General features: G+C 68.8%; 16 protein-coding genes. 11 read left to right on the top strand and 5 right to left on the bottom strand.

The window, feature by feature from the left end; translation table 11 throughout:
• Window positions 1–32: 32 nt before the first annotated feature.
• The 9 genes from EO170_RS20170 to EO170_RS20130 all read left to right on the top strand — a co-directional run bounded on the left by EO170_RS20170 (window position 33) and on the right by EO170_RS20130 (window position 9713).
• Window positions 33–1169, top strand: a complete 1137-nt coding sequence (locus EO170_RS20170; RefSeq protein WP_104584069.1) for a LysM peptidoglycan-binding domain-containing protein — start codon at window positions 33–35, stop codon at window positions 1167–1169.
• A 71-nt stretch (window positions 1170–1240) separates the two neighbouring features.
• Window positions 1241–2377 carry a DNA-processing protein DprA gene (dprA, locus tag EO170_RS20165; protein WP_126947720.1) on the top strand — a complete coding sequence of 379 codons (1137 nt, stop codon included), beginning with the start codon at window positions 1241–1243 and terminating at the stop codon, window positions 2375–2377.
• Between the two features lie 43 nt (window positions 2378–2420).
• Window positions 2421–2894 carry a DUF494 family protein gene (locus EO170_RS20160; protein ID WP_003484452.1) on the top strand — a complete coding sequence of 158 codons (474 nt, stop codon included), beginning with the start codon at window positions 2421–2423 and terminating at the stop codon, window positions 2892–2894.
• A 37-nt stretch (window positions 2895–2931) separates the two neighbouring features.
• Window positions 2932–3672 carry a pilin gene (locus EO170_RS20155; protein WP_126947718.1) on the top strand — a complete coding sequence of 247 codons (741 nt, stop codon included), beginning with the start codon at window positions 2932–2934 and terminating at the stop codon, window positions 3670–3672.
• 27 nt (window positions 3673–3699) lie between these two features.
• Entirely contained in the window at window positions 3700–4941 is a 1242-nt protein-coding gene (locus EO170_RS20150; RefSeq protein ID WP_126947716.1) for an RDD family protein, read from the top strand.
• 182 nt (window positions 4942–5123) lie between these two features.
• Entirely contained in the window at window positions 5124–7619 is a 2496-nt protein-coding gene (locus tag EO170_RS20145; protein ID WP_104584082.1) for a DNA topoisomerase I, read from the top strand.
• 9 nt (window positions 7620–7628) lie between these two features.
• Entirely contained in the window at window positions 7629–8192 is a 564-nt protein-coding gene (locus EO170_RS20140; RefSeq protein ID WP_126947714.1) for a Sua5/YciO/YrdC/YwlC family protein, read from the top strand.
• 88 nt (window positions 8193–8280) lie between these two features.
• Entirely contained in the window at window positions 8281–9048 is a 768-nt protein-coding gene (locus tag EO170_RS20135) for a DUF4124 domain-containing protein (protein WP_126947712.1), read from the top strand.
• On the top strand, window positions 9045–9713 hold the full coding sequence (locus EO170_RS20130; RefSeq protein ID WP_126947710.1) for a DUF4124 domain-containing protein: 669 nt from the start codon (window positions 9045–9047) through the stop codon (window positions 9711–9713). Before EO170_RS20135 ends, EO170_RS20130 begins: the two co-directional genes overlap by 4 nt.
• Window positions 9714–9990: 277 nt before the next feature.
• Here EO170_RS20130 and EO170_RS20125 read toward each other — a convergent pair whose 3' ends face one another.
• The gene (locus EO170_RS20125; RefSeq protein ID WP_126947708.1) at window positions 9991–10767 is read right to left on the bottom strand and encodes an SDR family oxidoreductase; all 777 of its coding nucleotides are present in this window, start codon (window positions 10765–10767) and stop codon (window positions 9991–9993) included.
• Between the two features lie 106 nt (window positions 10768–10873).
• Between EO170_RS20125 and EO170_RS20120 the strand changes: the two genes are divergently transcribed.
• Window positions 10874–11089, top strand: coding sequence for a hypothetical protein (locus EO170_RS20120; RefSeq protein WP_047127474.1), 216 nt, complete (start codon window positions 10874–10876; stop codon window positions 11087–11089).
• Window positions 11090–11348: 259 nt separating this feature from the next.
• Here EO170_RS20120 and sppA read toward each other — a convergent pair whose 3' ends face one another.
• The 4 genes from sppA to EO170_RS20100 form a co-directional block, all read right to left on the bottom strand.
• On the bottom strand, window positions 11349–13250 hold the full coding sequence (gene sppA / locus EO170_RS20115) for a signal peptide peptidase SppA (RefSeq protein WP_104650047.1): 1902 nt from the start codon (window positions 13248–13250) through the stop codon (window positions 11349–11351).
• Window positions 13251–13334: 84 nt separating this feature from the next.
• Complete coding sequence (locus tag EO170_RS20110) at window positions 13335–14711, bottom strand: MATE family efflux transporter (RefSeq protein WP_104650046.1); 1377 nt, start codon at window positions 14709–14711, stop codon at window positions 13335–13337.
• Window positions 14712–15101: 390 nt separating this feature from the next.
• Window positions 15102–15692, bottom strand: a complete 591-nt coding sequence (locus tag EO170_RS20105) for a DUF3106 domain-containing protein (RefSeq protein ID WP_164741116.1) — start codon at window positions 15690–15692, stop codon at window positions 15102–15104.
• Window positions 15679–16722, bottom strand: coding sequence for a hypothetical protein (locus EO170_RS20100; protein ID WP_126947706.1), 1044 nt, complete (start codon window positions 16720–16722; stop codon window positions 15679–15681). The genes EO170_RS20105 and EO170_RS20100 overlap by 14 nt, the downstream gene beginning before the upstream one ends.
• Before the next feature lie 469 nt (window positions 16723–17191).
• Here EO170_RS20100 and EO170_RS20095 point away from each other — a divergent pair, with 469 nt between their 5' ends.
• Entirely contained in the window at window positions 17192–19414 is a 2223-nt protein-coding gene (locus EO170_RS20095) for a primosomal protein N' (RefSeq protein ID WP_126947704.1), read from the top strand.
• Window positions 19415–19701: the final 287 nt, after the last annotated feature.

Here is a 19701-nt window from a genome sequence, read left to right as displayed (position 1 = left end):
GACCTGTTGGGGAATCAGGCAAGAAGGCACTCATGTTGAACCGACTTCGTACGGTCGTCGCTGCGGCGATGCTGACCGTCGCGACCTACGCTGCCGCGCAAGCGGTGGGCGAACATCCAGACACCTACGTGGTCCGCAAGGGCGATACCCTGTGGGACATTGCTGGACGTTTCCTGCAGAAGCCGTGGTTGTGGCCGGAAATCTGGCAGGCCAACCCGCAGATCCAGAATCCGCACCTGATCTACCCCGGCGACGTGATCAGCCTGGCCTACCTGGATCGCGTCGCCAAGGGCACCGTCCAGCCTGGCCCGCGCCAGGAAGCGCCGATCAACGCGATTCCGCTGGCGGAGGTCGAGCCGTTCCTGAAGAACCTGCGCGTCACCGACGACTTCGACCAGCTGCCGTACGTGGTGGGCCTGGAAGGCGGCCGCGCGCGCGCCACCACCGGCCAGGTGGCCTATGTGGTCGGCCTGGACGATGCACAGCCGGGCCAGCGCTTTGCGGTGGTGCGCCCGACCGTGAAGTTCAGCCTGCCCAAGCACAACGAAGACCTCGATGCGGCCGGCAACATCACCGCGGGCGCCGGCAACATCTGGAAGAACTACATCGCGCCGAGCACGCGCCGCGAGTTCCTGGGCTACGAACTGGCGCAGGTCAACGTCGGCACCATCACGCGCAGCGCGGCGGGCGGCAATTCCAAGGCGGCCACCCTGCTGCTGCAGGACAGCGGCCGCGAAGTGCGCGCCGGCGATCGCATCGTTGCCGTCGAAGCGCAGCCGTACGACCTGCAGTTCATCCCGCATCCGCCGTCGGAACAGGCGCTGCAGACCGAATTGCGGGTGCTGGCCATCTCCGATGCCTTCATCGTCGGCGGTACCCGCGATGTGATCGCCATCTCCGGCGGTGCCCGCGAAGGCATCAACAACGGCACGGTGTTCTCGATCTGGCGCAAGGGCCGCACGGTCAGCGACCGCGTCAAGCATTCGCGCTTCTCGCGGACCGACGACGACTTCAGCGGCCCGGCCGGCTCCACCGTCGGCCTGCCCGACGAATACGCCTCGCACGCGATGGTGTTCCGCACCTTCGACAAGGTCAGCTATGCGCTGGTGATGGAAAGCGTCAAGCCGACCGGCCTGGGCTACTTCGTCAAGCATCCCGACGCGCAGTAAGCGAAAATTCCGATGCGGTAATGCGACGGCGCCCGAGGGCGCCGTCGTCGTTTGCGGTCCAGGCTTGAGGCATGGCTCTCACCACTCCCGACCTGCGCGCATTCCTGATCCTGCTCATGGCGGGTGGCCGCAGCCCGCCGCGCAGCGCACTGCTGCGCTGTTTTGGCAGCCCGGCAGAGATACTGGTCGCCGGGCACGAGGCCTGGCGTGCCGCCGGCTGCGACGATCTGCAGGCGGCTCGCCTGCAGGCACCCGATGCGCGCGTCCTGGACGCCGCCCTGCACTGGTGCGAGCAGCCCGGCCATCACCTGATCGGCCTGAACGACCCCGACTACCCCGCCCTGCTGCGCCACATCGTCAACCCGCCACTGGCCCTGTTCGTGGACGGCGACCCGAACGCGCTCTGGCACCCGGGCGTGGCCGTGGTCGGCAGCCGCTCCGCCACCGCCGGCGGCCGCGACCACACCCGCGCATTCGCCTCCAGCCTGGCCGGCGCCGGCCTGGCCATCGTCAGCGGCATGGCCGCCGGCGTGGATGCAATCGCGCACGAGGCCGCGCTTGCCCGCAGCGACGCCATCACCGTGGCGGTGGTGGGCACCGGCACGGATGTGGCCTATCCCGCGCATCACCAGTGCCTGCGCGATCGCATCGCCGCGCATGGTGCAGTGGTCAGCGAGTACCTGCCAGGTACCAGGGCGGTCGCGGGACACTTCCCGGCCCGCAATCGGATCATCGCCGGGCTGGCCCTGGGCACCCTGGTGGTGGAAGCAGCCATGCGCTCGGGTGCGCTGATCACCGCGCGGCTGGCGGCGGAGGCCGGGCGCGAGGTGTTCGCCCTGCCCGGCTCGCTGCACAATCCGCTCGCGCGCGGCTGCCATCACCTGATCCGGCAGGGCGCCACCCTGGCGCAGGAGCCGGCCCAGATCATCGACGGCCTGCGCCTGCTGTCGGGCGAACTGGCAGACGCCTTGCGCCAGCGCCTGGCCGCCCCCACTGATCAGGCCAGGACACCACCGCAGGCCGGCACGGCGCGCTCGGATCCGGACTACCAGCGCTTGTGGCAGGCGCTGGGCCACGACCCAACCCCTATGGATTCCCTGGTCGAACGCACCGGATTGACGGCCGCCGCGCTGTCCTCCATGCTGCTCATCATGGAACTGGAGGGAGACGTGGTCGCCGAGCACGGTCGCTATACCCGCAATCCCTAGTTTCTTCACCTCCACAGCGTCGCGCGACGCAGGCCGAGGGGCAATGAAAGAGAGCATTCTTGATGTACTGCTGTACCTGTTCGAACATTATTTCAGCGAAGATGCGGACCTGGTCCGCGACCGTGACTCGCTTCAGAATGGCCTGATCCAGGCCGGTTTCAGTCCCGCAGAAATCAGCAAAGCCTTCGACTGGCTGGACGCGCTCTCCGAGCAGCGGCCCAGTGTCGCGCGCCCGCATGTCGATGGACCTGTACGCATCTATCACGGCCCGGAGCTGGACAAGCTCGATGTGGACTGCCGTGGATTTCTGCTGTTCCTGGAACAACACCGCATCCTGGACGCCGACCAGCGCGAGCTGGTGCTGGACCGCGCCATGGCGCTGGATCAGGACGAACTGGACCTGGACGACCTCAAATGGGTGGTCTTGATGGTGCTGTTCAACCAGCCGGGCGCCGAAGCGGCCTATGCCTGGATGGAAACGCAGATGTTCCTGGACGAGCCTGAACCCGTACACTGAAGCGGAAGCCGCAACGGAAGCGTGCGAGGGGACGGCAATGAGCAGTTGGTATTACGCCGAGGGCAACCGCCATCGGCGTGGCCCGGTGGCCGGCGAGGCCTTGCTGGCACTGTATCGCGATCACGCGATCGCACTGGACACCCTGGTCTGGCGCGCAGGATTTGCCCGATGGGTACCGCTGTCAGCATGCGCCGACGAGCTCGCCCCCCCGATTTCCACCGCCATGCGCACCGCAGTGCTGCCGCTGCCGCCGCCGCTGCCGCCGGTTCCGCCTGCGGCTGTTCACGCCGCTGCCGCCAGTTCGTCCCCGTCGTCAGCGCAGCGCCTGCCCGGCAACGGGCCGGGTTGGCCGCTGGCGCTGGTGCTGGGCGCGGTGGTGGGCCTGTTCGTGCTGGTGGCGGTGATCGGCATCCTGGCTGCGATCGCGCTGCCGGCGTATCAGGACTACACCGCGCGTAGCAAGGTCGCCCGGGCGATCACGGCGCTGGCGCCCTTGAAGCCGCAGATCGCCGGGTTTCTCGCCCAGCAAGGCCGTTGCCCGGTCAATGGCGATGCCGGCTTCCTCGCGCCAGAGCGGTATGCAAACGAGGTGCTGACCAGCGTGCAGATCGGCCGTTTCGACACCACCGAATGCGGCGTCGAGGCGCTGCTGCATGCGCCGACAATGACCAGGATCGACGGCAAGGCGCTGTGGCTGGATTTCGACGCAGACGCCGGCACCTGGCAGTGCAGCTCCGAGATCGACGACGACCAACTGCCACCGGACTGCCGCGGCTAGTCAATCGCTTTACCCAAGGGGACTTCAATGACGCAGTGGTACTACGCCGACGCACAACGCGAGCGCCAGGGGCCGGTGGACACGGACACGCTTCGCGCGCGCCTGTCCGACGGCCTGATCGATGCATCCAGCTTGGTCTGGCGCGAAGGCTTGCCGCAGTGGGTAACACTTGGCGAGGTCGCGGCCGAGCTGGACGTCGCCACCGCGGTGCCAATGCCTCCCGCGCCGACCGCCGATGCGGACCTGGACGTTCCGCGCAGCGCGCCGCAGGCGACGGCTGACCCGGCCAGCGGCGCGGCGGACGGTACGCGCGCCGCAGCCACGTCATTTGCCGCCAGCACTGCGGACGCTGCGCCTGGGCAGACCGAACCCGGCCTTGCCGATCAGCATGCGGTAGTCGATCACCAGCAGCTTCCGGCGCGCGAGCACGCTGCACCGGCAGATGCTGCACCGGTCGATCCAGTGGCGTGGGCCACCACGCCGGCAGACGCGGCCACAACTCCAGCGGCCCCAGACCCGATCCTGACCACCACCGCTAACGCGCCTACGCCGGCCTCTACCTCGTCGCATCCATCCGCCGGCGTGCCGGTTCCGGACGCCTGGGGCTCTGCCGCCGCGCCTGCAGCCACCGTTGCCTTGCATGAAGCCCCGGTTGTCTACGCCGGACTGTGGCGGCGCGTGGCCGCCAGCATCCTGGACAGCCTGATCACCAGCTTTGCGGTGTACCTGATCGTGATTCCGTTGGTGTTCGTCGTGGCGCTGGCGACCACCCGGGGCGATTCCGGCTCGGCGCTGGACGACGGCAGCGCACTCGGCACCGCCATCCTGGTGCTGTCCTATGGCATCGGCCTGGCGATCCCGACGCTGTATTTCGCCTGGATGCAGTCCAGCCGGCATCAGGCCAGCCTGGGCAAGCTCGCCTGCGGCATCAAGCTGGTGCGTGCCGACAGCAACGGCGGCCGGGTCGGTTTCTGGCGCAACGTGCTGCGCTATCTGGCCTACATGCTGATCAGCGTGCTCACCCTGGGCATCGGCGCGATCGTGGCGGCGTTCATGGCCGGCATGACCGCGCGCAAGCAGGCCCCGCACGACAAGGTCTGCGACACCCTGGTGGTGGACCGCTGGGCCTTCACCGATCACCCGGAGCGGCAATCCAGGGGTCTGGATACGGTCACCATCGTGGTCCTGGCCATTTATGCGGTGCTGCTGGTGTTCTCGGTCGTGGCGCTGGCCTTCCTGCTGACCGCCATCGGAATGAGCCAGAACTAGCAGTTCGCGGCACTGGCCGCTTGACACGGCGGCGTCCGCCGTGATCTTTCTAATAAGAGAACTGAACGCCCGGGCTCGTTTCCCGGGCGTTGACGTGTGGGAAACAGGCGATCTGCTTCCCTCCACCGGCCAATTAGGCCACGCTACCCGCCCCCCGGGCCCTGCCCAAAGAATTCGCCACCATGCCCAAGCACCTGCTCATCGTCGAATCGCCTGCCAAGGCCAAGACGATCAATAAATACCTCGGCAAGGACTTCACCGTCCTGGCCTCGTATGGGCACGTGCGCGATCTCGTCCCCAAGGAGGGAGCGGTCGATCCGGACAATGGCTTTGCGATGCGCTACGACCTGATCGAGAAGAACGAGAAGCATGTCGAAGCCATTGCGCGCGCCGCCAAGAGCGCCGACGACATCTATCTGGCCACCGACCCGGACCGCGAGGGCGAGGCGATCAGCTGGCACATCGCCGAGATCCTGAAAGAGCGCGGGCTGCTCAAGGACAAGACGATGCAGCGGGTGGTGTTCACCGAAATCACCCCGCGCGCGATCAAGGAAGCCATGCTCAAGCCGCGCGCGATCGCCGCCGATCTGGTCGATGCGCAGCAGGCCCGCCGCGCGCTCGACTATCTGGTCGGCTTCAACCTGTCGCCGGTGCTGTGGCGCAAGGTGCAGCGCGGGCTGTCGGCCGGCCGCGTGCAGTCGCCGGCGCTGCGCATGATCGTGGAACGCGAGGAAGAGATCGAAGCCTTCATCGCACGCGAATACTGGTCCATCGATGCGCATTGCCGGCATCCGTCGCAGCCGTTCAATGCGCGCCTGATCAAGCTGGACGGGCAGAAGTTCGAGCAGTTCACCGTCACCGACGGCGATACCGCCGAAGCGGCCCGGCTGCGCATCCAGCAGGCCGCCCAAGGCGTGCTGCATGTCACCGATGTGGCCAGCAAGGAGCGCAAACGCCGCCCTGCCCCGCCGTTCACCACCTCCACGCTGCAGCAGGAAGCCTCGCGCAAGCTCGGCTTCACCACCCGCAAGACCATGCAGGTGGCGCAGAAACTGTATGAAGGCGTGGCGCTGGGCGACGAAGGCTCGGTCGGTCTGATCAGCTATATGCGTACCGACTCGGTGAACCTGTCGCAGGACGCGCTGGCGGAAATCCGCGATGTGATCGCGCGCGATTTCGGCACCGCCTCGTTGCCGGACCAGCCCAACGCCTACACCACCAAATCCAAGAACGCGCAGGAAGCGCATGAGGCGGTGCGTCCGACCTCGGCGCTGCGCACCCCGGCGCAGGTGGCGCGCTTCCTGTCCGACGACGAGCGTCGCCTGTACGAGTTGATCTGGCGCCGCGCAGTGGCCTGCCAGATGATCCCGGCCACGCTCAACACCGTCAGCGTCGATCTGTCGGCCGGCAGCGAGCACGTGTTCCGCGCCAGCGGCACCACCGTGGTGGTGGCGGGCTTCCTGGCGGTCTACGAAGAAGGCAAGGACACCAAGAGCAGCGAGGACGAGGACGAAGGCCGCAAGCTGCCGCTGATGAAGGCCGGCGACAACATCCCGCTTGATCGCATCGTCACCGACCAGCACTTCACCCAGCCGCCGCCGCGCTTCACCGAAGCGGCGCTGGTCAAGGCGCTGGAGGAATACGGCATCGGCCGGCCGTCGACCTACGCCTCGATCATCCAGACCCTGCAGTTCCGCAAGTACGTGGAAATGGAAGGCCGCAGCTTCCGTCCCACCGACGTGGGCCGCGCCGTGTCCAAGTTCCTGTCCGGGCATTTCACCCGCTACGTGGATTACGACTTCACCGCCAAGCTCGAAGACGACCTGGATGCGGTCTCGCGCGGCGAGGAAGAGTGGATCCCGTTGATGGAGAAGTTCTGGGGCCCGTTCAAGGAACTGGTCGAGGACAAGAAGGATTCGCTGGACAAGACCGACGCCGGCAGCGTGCGCGTGCTGGGCACCGACCCGGTCAGCGGCAAGGAAGTCAGCGCACGCATCGGCCGGTTCGGCCCGATGGTGCAGATCGGCACCGTCGAAGACGAGGAGAAGCCCACCTTCGCCTCGCTGCGGCCGGGCCAGAGCATCTATTCGATTTCCATCGAGGACGCGCTGGAACTGTTCAAGATGCCGCGCGCGCTGGGCCAGGACAAGGACCAGGACGTCAGCGTCGGCATCGGCCGCTTCGGTCCGTTCGCACGCCGCGGCAGCGTCTATGCCTCGCTGAAGAAGGAAGACGACCCGTACACCATCGACCTGGCGCGCGCGGTGTTCCTGATCGAGGAGAAGGAAGAGATCGCGCGCAACCGCGTGATCAAGGACTTCGAAGGCAGCGACATCCAGGTGCTCAATGGCCGCTTCGGCCCGTACATCAGCGATGGCAAGCTCAATGGCAAGATCCCCAAGGATCGCGAGCCGGCCACGCTGACGTTCGAAGAAGTGCAGCAGTTGCTGGCCGATACCGGCAAGCCGGTGCGCAAGGGCTTCGGCGCCAAGAAGGCCACGCTCAAGAAGAACGCGGTGAAGGATTCGGCCAAGGAGGCCAAGGACGCCGCCAAGAAGACCGCGGTCAAGAAAACCGCCACCAAGACGGCGGCGAAGAAGGCGCCGGCCAAGAAGGCCGCTGCCAAGAAGGCCACCAAGCGCGTGGTCAAGAAGACCGTGAGCAAGGCCGCAGGCTAAGGGCGCCGCATGCAGCACATGCTCAGCCTGGACAGCGCCGTCGCCACCCTGACCCAGGGCGGCGTGATCGCCTATCCCACCGAAGCGGTGTGGGGACTGGGCTGCGACCCGCGCCAGCAGGCCGCGGTGCTGCGGCTGCTGGAGATCAAGCGTCGTCCGGTCGACAAGGGCGTGATCGTGGTCGCTGCCAGCGTGGATGTGCTGCACGCGTGGGTGGATATGGACGCGCTGGCGCCGGCCCGCAGGCAGGAGGTGCTGGCCAGCTGGCCGGGGCCGCATACCTGGATCCTGCCGATCACCGCCCAGGCGCCACGCTGGGTCACTGGCACGCACGACGGGCTGGCGGTGCGCATCAGCGCGCATCCGGTGGTCGCCGCGCTCTGTGCGGCCTGGGGTGGCCCGTTGGTCTCCACCAGCGCCAACCTGGCCGGCGAACCACCCGCGCGCAGCCGCCAGGCGCTGGACCCGGCCCTGCTGGCCAGCATCGACGGGGTGATGGATGGCGAGGTGGGCGCGTTGGCGCAACCGACCCGGATCCGCGATGCCCGCAGCGGACAGATCCTGCGCGACTGAGCAGTGACCACGCGCCGCCTGTCGGCGCGCTTGCCTGCACACCGCCTCCCCCTTTGCCCATAGCCCGGCAGACGCGCACACTGCGGCCATGCGTACCGTCCTGACCCTTCTGTTGCTGGCCACCACGCTGCCTGCGTCGGCGGCCAGCACCACCAGCAAACCGGATCCGAATGTGCGGATCTACCGCTGCGTCAGCAGCACCGGCACCGTCGCCCTGCAGGATGCGCCGTGCAGCAGCGGGCGCCAGCAGGTAATGGACCTGCAGCGCCCGCAGGATCCACCGCCGCGACCGAAGCGCGCCGCCGCCGCCCCGGCCGCCGTCGCCACGCAGCCGCCGCGCGAGGTGCGCATCATCACCGTGCAGCCGCCGCAGCCGATGTACGAGTGCACCACCGAAGAGGGCGAGCGCTATACCAGCGACAGCCCGGAAGGCAATCCGCGCTGGGTGCCGACCTGGGGCCCGGCCTATGTGGGCAATGGCATTGGCCCGCCGGTCAGCGGCGGCGGCATCCAGCGTCCGCCGATCTCGGTCAGCCCACGCCCGGCGGGCGCGGTGCAGGGAAGCTCCGGACGGGGGGGAAGCCTGCGCGGCAGCGCAAGCTTCGGAGGCGGCGGCTACCACGGCGGTTACAACGGCGGCGGCCACGGGGGCACGGTGATCGTGCCCTACGGCAACGTGCAGATCCGCGACGAATGCCATGCCCTGCCCGAACAGGAAGTCTGCGCGCGCCTGGCCGACCGTCGCTGGGAATTGATCCGCCGCTACAACAACGCCCTGCAGAGCGAACGCCAGGATCTGAGCCGCGAGCAGCGCGGCATCGACGCGCGCCTGCAGCGCGACTGCGGCGGCGCATGAAGCGCTGGCTGTGGGTGGCACTGCTGGCGAGCGCCGAGTTGGCCAACGCACAGGAAGTAGCGATCTACCGCTGCACCGATCCGGCCGGCGCGCTCACCGTGCAGAACATGCCGTGCCCGAAAGGCATGCAGCAGCAGAAGAAGCTGATGACGGTACCGGCCGCGGTGCCGTTCACGCAGGGTGGATCGGGCGCAGCAGCGCCGGCGCGGACAGCGCCCGCTGCGCAGCCGCAGGCCACCCCCAAGACCGATGCCGCTGCCTCCGCCCCGGCTGCGACGCCAGCACCGGTGGCAGCGACGCCACCTGCCGCGCCCTCGACATCCACGCTGCCACCGCCGCCCTTGTTCGAATGCACCGCACACGACAACGGGCGCTATTTCACCGAAGACCGCGAGCCGGCCACGCGCTGCCTGCCGATGCAGACCACCAACCTGGCCGGCGGTCCGGCGACCGGCGGCGGCAGCGCCTGCGAGGTGGTCACCGATCGCTGCGCGCCGGTGCCGGACCAGCGCCTGTGCGAGGCCTGGCGCCAGCGTGCCGAGCAGGCCGAATCCACCTGGCGTTTCTCCGACGAGGCGCAATCGGCCGAGCGCAAGCAGCGCTACGTGCAGATGCGCCGGGTGCTGGACGAAAGCCGCTGCGCGCATCCATCCGCCACGCCGTGATGCCGGCAGCGGCGCTCCGGCGCAGGTCAGTCGATGTACCGGCACTGCGCTGACCGGGCTGATTCTTCAAGCCACCGGCAACCGTCACCATCACCAGTTGGCAGGCGCGGTGCATTGCGCCGCGGCGCACGCGGGCATCCTCGCTGTCGCCAGCCCAGCGTGCAGGCGCAGCTGGCAAAAACCTAGAGGAGTGCCGCGCCGACGGGCCGGCGCATGTCTGCGCATCTTCCGATGCCATGCATGGGCACTGTCCGCGTGACCATGCATGCATTGCGTGTCAGAACCCGTAGCGCAGGAAGCCGCCATCCACTGCGATGCATTCGCCGGTGACGTAGCTGGCTGCCGGCAGGCAGAGGAAGCCGACGGCGGCGGCCACTTCTTCCGGTTCGCCGATGCGGCGCATCGGGGTGCGTTCGATGACCTGCTCGTAGTAATCCGGGTCCGACAACGGCCCGGAGGTGCGACGGGTGCGGATGTACCACGGCGCCACCGCGTTGACGCGGATGCCGTCCTCGGCCCATTCCACCGCCAGGTTGCGGGTCATCTGCTGCAACGCGGCCTTGGTCATGCCGTAGGGCGCGCCGCTGCGCACATGGGTGATGCCGGAGACGCTGCCGACGTTGACGATCGCCGATGCTGCGTGGCGGGTCAGCAACGGGTGCGCATAACGCGACAACTCGAACGCGGCGAACACGTTGGTTTCGAAGATGCCGCGCCATTGGTCCTCGGTGTAATCGATCGCCGCGCGGGTGATGTTGCCGCCGGCATTGTTGATCAACAGATGCAGGCCATCGGCGTGGTCTTCCACCCAGTCCAGAATCGCGCGACGCTCTTCATCGTCGGCCACATCGGCGGCCAACCCATGCAGCTCGCGTTCGGGAAATTCCTCGGCCAACTCGTCGCGTGCCTGCGCCAGCGCATCAGCATCGCGCGCCACCATCAGCAGATCCGCGCCGAAGCCCAGCAATTCGCGCGCGATGGCAAAGCCAATGCCGGCGCTGGCACCGGTGATGAGCGCGGTCTGTCCATCCAGCCGCCAACGATGGGTTGTCACGTGGGTGATCCTCTTTCAAGACGCAGGAAACGGCCGCCGCAGCGCAGTTGACGCGCAACGATGGCCCCGGCGTTAGGATACCGCCACCCCGAGCGAGGTCACGACGATGAAACGGCATTGGATTCTTGCGACCAGCCTGATGCTGCTGCTGGGCGCGTGTCAGCGACCGCAACCTGCGCCCACCGAGCAGAAGCCCGAGCCACAGGCCACCGCCCTGCGCGACCACATCCAGCAGCCGTTGAACAAGGCACATGCGGTGCAGGCAGCAAGCGACCAGGCCGCAGACGATCAACGCAAGGCGATCGACGCGGCCACGCAGTAACCGAAGCCTGCTGCCTGACACGCGCGCGTTTGTGTCCAGGCAGCAATGCACGTGCGCGCAGGCGATTGCGCGCAAGGCGAGCACTGCATCTGTGCGCACGGCCAACACGCATAAGTTCGCTCGACCGTGGCGCCATGCGTTCTGCCATCTGTTTTTTGCGTCGTTGGCGCGCCCGCATCGTGGCGTTGCCTGAGCGCTGACACGACAACGCCGGCACGTGGCCGGCGTTGTCGATCCCTCACGCTGGCATCGTGCCGCGTCAGAACCCGCAGAAGCAGTACGCCAGCGACTTGACCGGGGTGCCGCCCGCCTTGCTGTCGTGCACGGCGTCTTCGACGAAGCGCAGCTGCGTGTCCACTTCCGGCAGCGAGCGCGCCAGCAATGCACGTGCCATGCCCGAATCGCCCAGCATCCAGGCACCCATGCGGCTGCCGGCAAATCCGCTCATGAACTGCGAGAACGGCGTGGCCGGCTTTTCCACGTAGCGCACGCGGAACTTGCCGCGGCTCAGCTTGGCGCGGTTGGCCGCATCGGCCACCGCTTCGGACATGCCGCCGAACGCGTCCACCAGACCATGCTGCCTGGCCTGCGCACCGCTCCACACACGGCCGCGTGCGACCTTGTCGATGGCGTCCACCGACTGGTGGCGCGCCTGCGCCACCTTGCCGGTGAAGTCGGCGTAGCCCTTGTTGATCACCGCCTGGATCACCTGGCCGGCGGCCGGGTCCAGCGGACGGGTGATGTCGAAGGCGCCGGCAAACCGCGTGGTGCCCACGCCATCGGTGTGCACGCCGATCTTGTCCAGCGCGCGGGTCAGGTTGGGCACCATGCCGAAGATGCCGATCGAGCCGCTGATGGTCGACGGATCGGCATAGATGCGATCGGCGTTCATGCTGATCCAGTAGCCGCCCGAGGCGGCCAGATCGCCCATCGACACCACCACCGGCTTGCCGGACTGCTTGAGCGCGACCACCTCGCGGCGGATCTGCTCGGAGGCAAACACCTCGCCGCCGGGCGAATCCACGCGTAGCACCACCGCCTTGACCTCGTCGTCGTCGCGCGCCTGGCGCAGCAACGCGGCGGTGGACTCGCCACCGATGCGGCCGGCCGGCTGCTCGCCGCCGCTGATCTCGCCGGCGGCCACCACCACGGCCACCTGCGGGCGGCTGTCCATCGCCGAACGCTGCGCCTGCAGCTGGCTCAGATAGTCGTTGAAGCCGATGTTGCGGAAGCCGCTGTCGGCATCGCTGTCGGCCACGCCGCGCTTGGTCAGCAGCGCGTCGACTTCCTCGCGGGTCTTGAGCCCGTCGACCAGCTTCTGCTGCAGCGCGAACTTGGCCAGGTCGCCACCGGCGGCGGTCACGCCCTCGGGCAGCGTATCGATGCCGGCGCTCAGCTGCGCCGGGCTGAGCTTGCGTGCGGTGCCGACATCGGCCAGGTAGCGCTGCCAGACGTCGTTCATCCAGAACAGGTCCGCTTCCTTGGCGTCGGCCGACGCGGCATCGAGGATGTACGGCTCGGCGGCGGACTTGTACTCGCCCACACGGAACAGATGCACGTCCACGCCGAGCTTGTCCTGCAGGCCTTCGCGGAAGTACTGCCGGTAGCGGCCAAGTCCTTCCAGCAGCACGCTGCCCATCGGGTCGAGATAGACCTCGTTGGCCTGCGCGGCCAGCAGGTACTGGCCCTGGCTCATGCTCTCGCTGAAGGCGACGATCTGCTTGCCGGAGGTGCGCAGCTTCTGCAGCGCCGCGGCCACTTCACGCTGCGAGGCGAAACCGGCCGGCTGGAACTTGTCCAGGTTCAACACCACCCGCTCGATCTTGCGGTCCTTGCCGGCCGCCTCGATCACCCGCACCAGATCGCGCAGCTGCACTTCCTCGGCGCTCTTGTCGCCGACCGCCTTGGCCAGCGAGCGGCTCACCGGATCGGCGCTGAACTGCTCGACCAGCGTGCCCTCGGGGTTGATCACCAGGGTGGTGCGCTCGGCCAGCGGCTTGGTGCCGTCGCCCCGCGCGATCGCCACCACGAACAGCAGCAGCATCAGGAACAGAAAACCGAAGAACACCAGGTTGAAGATCAGGCGCCGGGTGAAATTCATCACATCCCAAAGGCCGACGAAGAAACTGGCGATGGGACTGCGACGCACGGGGTGGTTCATGGAAAACTCCGTCGAAAGACGCTGCATGCAATTCAATGGTGTCCAGCATACCGGCTGCGTGGCGCGCGCGGCATGCGCTGGAAGTCAGGGGGTCGTGCCGGCAGTCAGTCGCCGGCTGGTCTGCCGGAAGCGCAAGCCCATCAGGACCGACGCCACGGTCAGGCCCAGGATCAGGCCGATCCACATGCCTTGCGGTCCCCAGCCCAGCCCCAGGCCGAGCCCGGCGCCGATCGGCATGCCGACACCCCAGTACGAGAACATCGCCAGGAACATCGGCACGCGGGTGTCCTTGAGCCCGCGCAGCGCGCCGCTGGACAGCACCTGGATGCCATCGGGAAACTGGAACGTGGCGGCAAACAGCAGCAGCACCGACGCCAGCGCCGCCACCGCCACGTCATCGGTATAGACGCTCACGATGGCATCGTGGCCCAGCAACAGCACGCTGGCCGACAAGGCCTGGGTGCCCAGCACGATGGCGTAGCCGGCCCAGGCCGCGCGCCGCATGCCCAGCGGATCGCCGCGCCCGACCGCATGCCCGACCCGCACGGTGGTGGCCTCGGCCACGCCCATCGGAATCATGAAACACAGCTGCGCGACGTTGATCGCAATCTGGTGCGCGGCCGCTTCGGTGGAGCCGAGCCGGCCGATCAACAGGGCGGTGACGATGAACAGGCCGCCCTCCATCAGCACGGTGATGCCGATCGGCAGACCGGTGCGCAACAGGTCGCCAATCGCGCGCCAGCGCGGCCCCTCGAGATGGGCGAACAACTGCAGATGCGCAAAGCGACGCGAGCGCCACAGATACAGCGCAAACACGCTGGCCTGCACCCACATGGTGATCGCCGAGGCCATGCCCAGGCCTTGCGCACCGTGCTCGGCGAAGCCGAATCTGCCATAGGTCAATGCATAGCCCAGCGGCGCCAGCACCAGCAGGCCGCCAAAGCCCAGCAGCATGGTCGGCAGGGTCCAGTGCATGCCCTCGCTGAGGTAGCGCATGCAGAAGTAGAACGTCAGCGCCGGCCCGCCCCAGCGCACCGCGTGCAGGAAGTCGGTTGCGCCCGGCACGATGTCCGGCGCAATCCCGAAGGTGGGCAGCAGCGGCGGCACCGCGCTCAGGAACGCGAACATCACCGCACCCAGTCCCAGCGACAGCCACAGGGCCTGGCGGAACAGCGGGCCGATCTCGTGCTCGCGGCCGGCACCGCGCAGCTGCGAGACCGAGGCGGTCAACGAGATCAGCGTGCCAATCGGCACCAGCATCGGCAGCCACAGCAGCGAGGTGCCGATGGTGACCGCCGCCAGCGTGGCGGTGCCGTGGTGGCCGGCGATGACGTTGTCGACAAACCCGATCAGGCCGGTGGAGACGTGGCCGAGCACCAGCGGCAATGCGAGCAGGCCGGTGGTGCGCACTTCCGCGGCGAAGCGCGGCGTCGCGGAGGTGGGTGCAGAAGAGACAGACATGAAAACCGATCGCTGCGCGGACTACGGCCGTGCCGGGAGGCGCTGGCACCGGGTCGCGTGGGGCCGCTATCTTACCCGGACTTCCGGGATGGGCAGTTGGGTCGCCGGAGAGACCACGCCAGGCCGGGAACACGCGGGGCGGCAGATGCGCCGCGTCAGGCGGCCGTGGTGGCCGGCCCCCCGGACCCGGATGCCTGGGCACGAGCGGAGTCGATGTCCTGCGGCGTGACGATCGCCCCCAGGGCCACTGCACTGCCGAAGACGGCAGCCCTGCATGCCCTCCACGCCGTGTCCGCCTCGGTGCGCGGCATCGAGGATGGACACCGAGCACGCGTGGAGACGATGCCAGCGCGCGGGGCCGGTGCACCGGCGCCGTCCCGCCGCTGCCGCTTAGCGCGCCAGCTGGCGCTTCAACCAGGCGCTGCGCGTTGCCGGTGCCTGCGCAAGCAGGGCGTCGCGCAGGGCATCGCGCTCCTGCGGCGGCGTGCGTTGTGCCAGCACCGCCAACTGCTCCAGCTGCCCGGCATCCAGGCTGCGCAGCGCCGCCAGCAACGTGTCGCGCTGCGCTGGCGGCACATAGCCGATCAAGGGCTGCAACTGCGGATAGAACGCGCCCAGCTGCGAACCCAGGCGCCAGCCATCGCGATGCAGGCGATCCATCGCGGTGAACTGCGTGCGCAGCGCGCGCTGCTGGTCGTCGGGCAAGCCATGCAGACGCTCGCGTGCCTGCCGCACTACCACCCGGTCGGTGGCGGTGAGCCCCTTCCAGGCCGCATAGCGGGCGCGCAACTCGGACCGCTGCGCAGGCGTCAATGCGTCCCAGCGCGCGCGTTGCTGCGCGGCGCTCGGGGTTGTGGGCGTGGAGGCCGCGGCTGCCGGCGTGCGCGCGCTGCCTTCTTCCAACGGCGCCGGCAGGGTTTGCGCTGCGGCCATGCCGACCGCGGCCAACGCCAGCAGGCCGCACCACTTAATTATCGGCATCGACGGTCTCCAGGGCGGCGGCGGCAGGCTGGGCGGTGGCGGCAGTGGCATGCGCGCCGGATTCGTCGGCCGGCACCGGATGCCCGGCCGCGTACCAGGCGTAGAAATCGGCCGAACGCGCCAGTTCCAGGTCCGGGTCGGCCAGCATCGCCTGGTCGCGCGGATCCAGGCCGGGGTTTGCCACCGCGTCCGGCAGGTCGGCGGCGGGAAGGTCCTCCACCAGCACCGGCGCGGCATCGGTGACGTGCAGCACGCCGGCCGGGGCCTGCGAGACCGGCTCGGGCGGCAGCGCCGGCCGGCGATGCGTCCACCACCAGCCCAGCGCCGCGAGCAGCAGCGCCAATGCCAGCACAGCCAGCACGATGCCGGCGTGGCGGCGGTCGATCCGCGGCCAGTGCCATTGGCGGGCAGGCCGGGCGCGCGGTGCGGCCGGGCGCCGCGCCTCGGCGGTGGCAGCCACGGGCGCGGCCGCGGCAGGCTGCAACGGCATGCCGGCCAGGGCCGACTCACGCAGCTGTGCCAGCCGGCTCACCTGGGCCGGGCCGAGGTCGCGCAACTCCTGCTGCGCCGCCTCGGCCAGCACCCGCCAGGCCTGCGCGTCCGGGTTGCCGGCCGCATCGCGCGGGCAGGCGCGGGCCAGGGACTGTCGATAGGCCCCCACCTCGATGCCTTGCACCTCGCTGGCGGGTTCTTCTTCCAGCCCGGCGACGATACGCAGCAGGAGCGCCAGGCGGTCGGTGGTCTGCATCCGCCCCAGTGCGGTGAACGGAGGCAACCAGGTCCCCGGCATGGGCTCGCGTCGCAGCGGCGGGGCGGTTGCCAGCAGGCTCCAGAAGCGCATCGGCCAGCCGGCCATCGGGCGACCCGCCGCCTGGCTGCTGAACGCCCGAAACGCAGCCGCCAAGGCCCGCTCGGCCGCCGCGCCATCGCCACATTGTAGTTGTGCGAGCACCAGACCCCGGCGTTCGACACCGCGCAAAAACGCTGACAACGCGGCAGGGGTGACAGGGGCGTCGGGGACTACGGTCATGAGAACTCCAGCATCGGCCGGCATGATACCGACGCAATCGGCCCCCGCCGATGGCTTGACAGATCGACCCGGCTACGCTGCGCTCCGCTGCCGCCGACCGCCGTCATCGACGCGGGTTGTGCACAGCGGCAGACATGCCGATACGCAGGCGTCTGTCAACTGTTGATTTTTCTTTGTTGCATTCGTGTTTCACGCCTAAGTTATTGATCCTGATGGCTTTAAGCCGATTGGCTAAAAAATGTCCAACAGGTTGCAGAGGCTAGTGAATCCGCCTTCACAGCGTGGAGCACGAGACTAATTCACAGGCTTATCCACAGGCAGTGTGGATAAACCCGTTTCCTTAACCCTCACATAGGTTTACGTCGGATTTATCACTTCGGTCACACAAACACGTTGTAAGCCCGCGCACCGATCCGGCGCCATCGGCAGGCCCGTGCCGGGTACTGGACAGGGTCGGTAGACTGGCCGGATGTCTTCGACCGTCGCCACCCTGCGCGTCGCCTTGCCGGTGCCGCTGCCCCAACTGTTCGACTATCTGCCCCCGGCCGAGGCCCCGCTGACCGACCCGGCGCGAGTCGGCTGCCGGGTGCGGGTGCCGTTCGGGCCACGCGAGCTGGTCGGGGTGGTGGTGGAGATCGGGCAGTTGGCCTCCGCCGAGGGGCTGCGCGCGGCGCTGGCATGGTGCGACGACGCTCCGCTGCTGGTTGACGAGCTGGCCCGTTCACTGCAATGGCTGGCGCGCTATACCCACGCACCGCTGGGCGAGGCCCAGTCCAGCGCTCTGCCCGGCCCGTTGCGCCGCGGCGAGCCGCTGGCCGAGACCCATGCCTGGGCCTGGCAACTGACCGAGGCCGGACGCACCGCCGCCGCCAGCCTGCGCGCCGGCAGCCGCCCCGCCTTGCTGGCCGCCCTGCTGCTGCCCGGTGCGCTGGGCGAAGAACAGCTGGACCCGTTGCTGCCGCAATGGCGCGAGGCCGCACGCAGCCTGGCCAAACGCGACTATGCCGCGCGCGTGGCGGTGCCGGCCGACAGCATCCCGCCCCGCCCCGGCAGCGGCCCGCAGCTCAACGACGAACAACAGGCCGCCGCCGACGCCATCCGTGCGCAGCGCGGTTTTGCCACCTATCTGCTCGACGGCGTCACCGGCAGCGGCAAGACCGAGGTCTACCTGCAGGCAATCGCCGACTGCGTGGCGGCCGGTCGCCAGGCGCTGGTGCTGGTGCCGGAGATCGGCCTGACCCCGCAGACGCTGGGCCGCTTCCGCGCCCGCCTGGGCGTGCCGGTGCACGCGCTGCATTCGGGCCTGTCCGATGGCGAGCGCGCGCGGGTGTGGGCGGCGGCCTGGCGCGGCGAAGCCAAGCTGATCGTCGGCACGCGCTCGGCGGTGTTCACCCCGCTGCCCAATGCCGGGCTGATCGTGATCGACGAAGAACACGACGGCAGCTACAAGCAACAGGACGGCATCCGCTATCACGCCCGCGACTTCGCGCTGGTGCGCGGCAAGGCGCTGGATGTGCCGGTGATCCTGGGCAGCGCCACGCCGTCGCTGGAAAGCCTGCATAACGCCTATTCCGGCCGCTACCAGCATCTGCGCCTGTCGCGCCGGGCCGGCGAGGCGCGTCCGCCACGCGTGCGCGTGCTCGACGTGCGCAAGCGCCCGCTTAAGGACGGCCTGTCGCCGGACGTGCTGGCCGGCATTGGCGCCACCCTGGCGCGCGGCGAGCAGGTGCTGGTATTCAAGAACCGCCGCGGCTATGCGCCGGTGCTGCTATGCCACGACTGCGGCTGGACCGCCGCCTGCCAGCGCTGCAGCACGCCGCTGCACCAGACCCCGATGACCGTGCACGCCGGTGGCCGGCGCCTGCAATGCCACCACTGCGGCGCGCGCCAGCCCGCACCGCTGGCCTGCCCGGCCTGCGCCAGCCTGGCGCTGCAGCCGCAAGGCATCGGCACCGAGCGGCTGGAAGAACGCCTGACCGAGGCGTTCCCGGACTTTCCGGTGGTGCGCATCGACCGCAGCACCACCCAGCGCCGCGACGCGCTGGAAACCCAGCTGGCGCGCCTGGGCAGCGCCGCCGGCATCCTGGTCGGCACCCAGATCCTGGCCAAGGGCCACGACCTGCCACGGCTGACCATGGTGGTGGTGGTCGGCATCGACGAAGGCCTGTTCTCGGCCGACTTCCGTGCCGCCGAGAAACTCTCCCAGCAGCTGATCCAGGTGGCCGGACGCGCCGGACGCGCCGACCGTCCCGGCGAGGTCTGGCTGCAGACCCACCACCCCGAACATCCCTTGCTGCAGACCCTGGTCAACGGCGGCTACCACGCCTTTGCCGATGCCGAACTGCAGCAGCGCCAGGCCGCGGGATTTCCGCCGTTCGCGCATCTGGCGCTGTTCCGCGCCGAAGCCAAGGATGTGGCAGCGGCCAACCAGTTCCTGCTGGCGGTGCGTGGCCTGACCACGGCGGACACCACCACGCAGTCGCCTGCGTTTGCCGCAGTGGAATGCTACGGCCCGATGCCGGCGCCGATGCCGCGCCGCGCCGGGTTCCAGCGCACCCAGTTGCTGTTGTCCGCGCAACAGCGTTCGGCGCTGCATCGTCTGCTGGACGCGCAGCTGCCGGCGATCCATGCGCTACCGCAGGCGCGGCGCGTGCGCTGGTCGCTGGATGTGGATCCGATCGATCTGTACTAGTGACGGCATATCGCGCACCGCGCTGCCACCAGACTCACGTTCTAGCCAATGCGCCCACGCTCCGTAGGAGCGCACCCGGGCGCGACGGCGTTACCGGCAATGCCCTCGCGCCCAGGTGCGCTCCTACACACAACGCGAGGCCAGCAAGCCGCGCGGTGGGATCGTGCGTTGTAGGAGCGCACTCGGGCGCGACGCGGCGTTACCGGCAATGCCGTCGCGCCCAGGTGCGCTCCTACAGGCAACGTGAGCTGCCGGGACGCGCGGTGCACGGGGCCGACTGCCTTGCA

The organism is Xanthomonas sp. BRIP62409 (assembly GCF_003992965.1).
GTDB lineage: Bacteria > Pseudomonadota > Gammaproteobacteria > Xanthomonadales > Xanthomonadaceae > Xanthomonas > Xanthomonas euroxanthea.
The sequence above is the reverse complement of the archived record's forward strand: the minus strand, read 5'-3'. Positions and strand labels throughout refer to the sequence as shown.

Excerpts from the sequence above, each read along its gene's own strand:
- EO170_RS20105 (WP_164741116.1), bottom strand. The coding sequence starts at position 15,692 with ATGCCGATAATTAAGTGGTGCGGCCTGCTGGCGTTGGCCGCGGTCGGC.
- sppA (WP_104650047.1), bottom strand. The coding sequence starts at position 13,250 with ATGAACCACCCCGTGCGTCGCAGTCCCATCGCCAGTTTCTTCGTCGGC.
- EO170_RS20160 (WP_003484452.1), top strand. The coding sequence starts at position 2,421 with ATGAAAGAGAGCATTCTTGATGTACTGCTGTACCTGTTCGAACATTAT.
- EO170_RS20145 (WP_104584082.1), top strand. The coding sequence starts at position 5,124 with ATGCCCAAGCACCTGCTCATCGTCGAATCGCCTGCCAAGGCCAAGACG.
- EO170_RS20150 (WP_126947716.1), top strand. The coding sequence starts at position 3,700 with ATGACGCAGTGGTACTACGCCGACGCACAACGCGAGCGCCAGGGGCCG.
- EO170_RS20120 (WP_047127474.1), top strand. The coding sequence starts at position 10,874 with ATGAAACGGCATTGGATTCTTGCGACCAGCCTGATGCTGCTGCTGGGC.
- EO170_RS20100 (WP_126947706.1), bottom strand. The coding sequence starts at position 16,722 with ATGACCGTAGTCCCCGACGCCCCTGTCACCCCTGCCGCGTTGTCAGCG.
- EO170_RS20140 (WP_126947714.1), top strand. The coding sequence starts at position 7,629 with ATGCAGCACATGCTCAGCCTGGACAGCGCCGTCGCCACCCTGACCCAG.
- dprA (WP_126947720.1), top strand. The coding sequence starts at position 1,241 with ATGGCTCTCACCACTCCCGACCTGCGCGCATTCCTGATCCTGCTCATG.
- EO170_RS20135 (WP_126947712.1), top strand. The coding sequence starts at position 8,281 with ATGCGTACCGTCCTGACCCTTCTGTTGCTGGCCACCACGCTGCCTGCG.
- EO170_RS20130 (WP_126947710.1), top strand. The coding sequence starts at position 9,045 with ATGAAGCGCTGGCTGTGGGTGGCACTGCTGGCGAGCGCCGAGTTGGCC.
- EO170_RS20170 (WP_104584069.1), top strand. The coding sequence starts at position 33 with ATGTTGAACCGACTTCGTACGGTCGTCGCTGCGGCGATGCTGACCGTC.
- EO170_RS20095 (WP_126947704.1), top strand. The coding sequence starts at position 17,192 with ATGTCTTCGACCGTCGCCACCCTGCGCGTCGCCTTGCCGGTGCCGCTG.
- EO170_RS20155 (WP_126947718.1), top strand. The coding sequence starts at position 2,932 with ATGAGCAGTTGGTATTACGCCGAGGGCAACCGCCATCGGCGTGGCCCG.
- EO170_RS20110 (WP_104650046.1), bottom strand. The coding sequence starts at position 14,711 with ATGTCTGTCTCTTCTGCACCCACCTCCGCGACGCCGCGCTTCGCCGCG.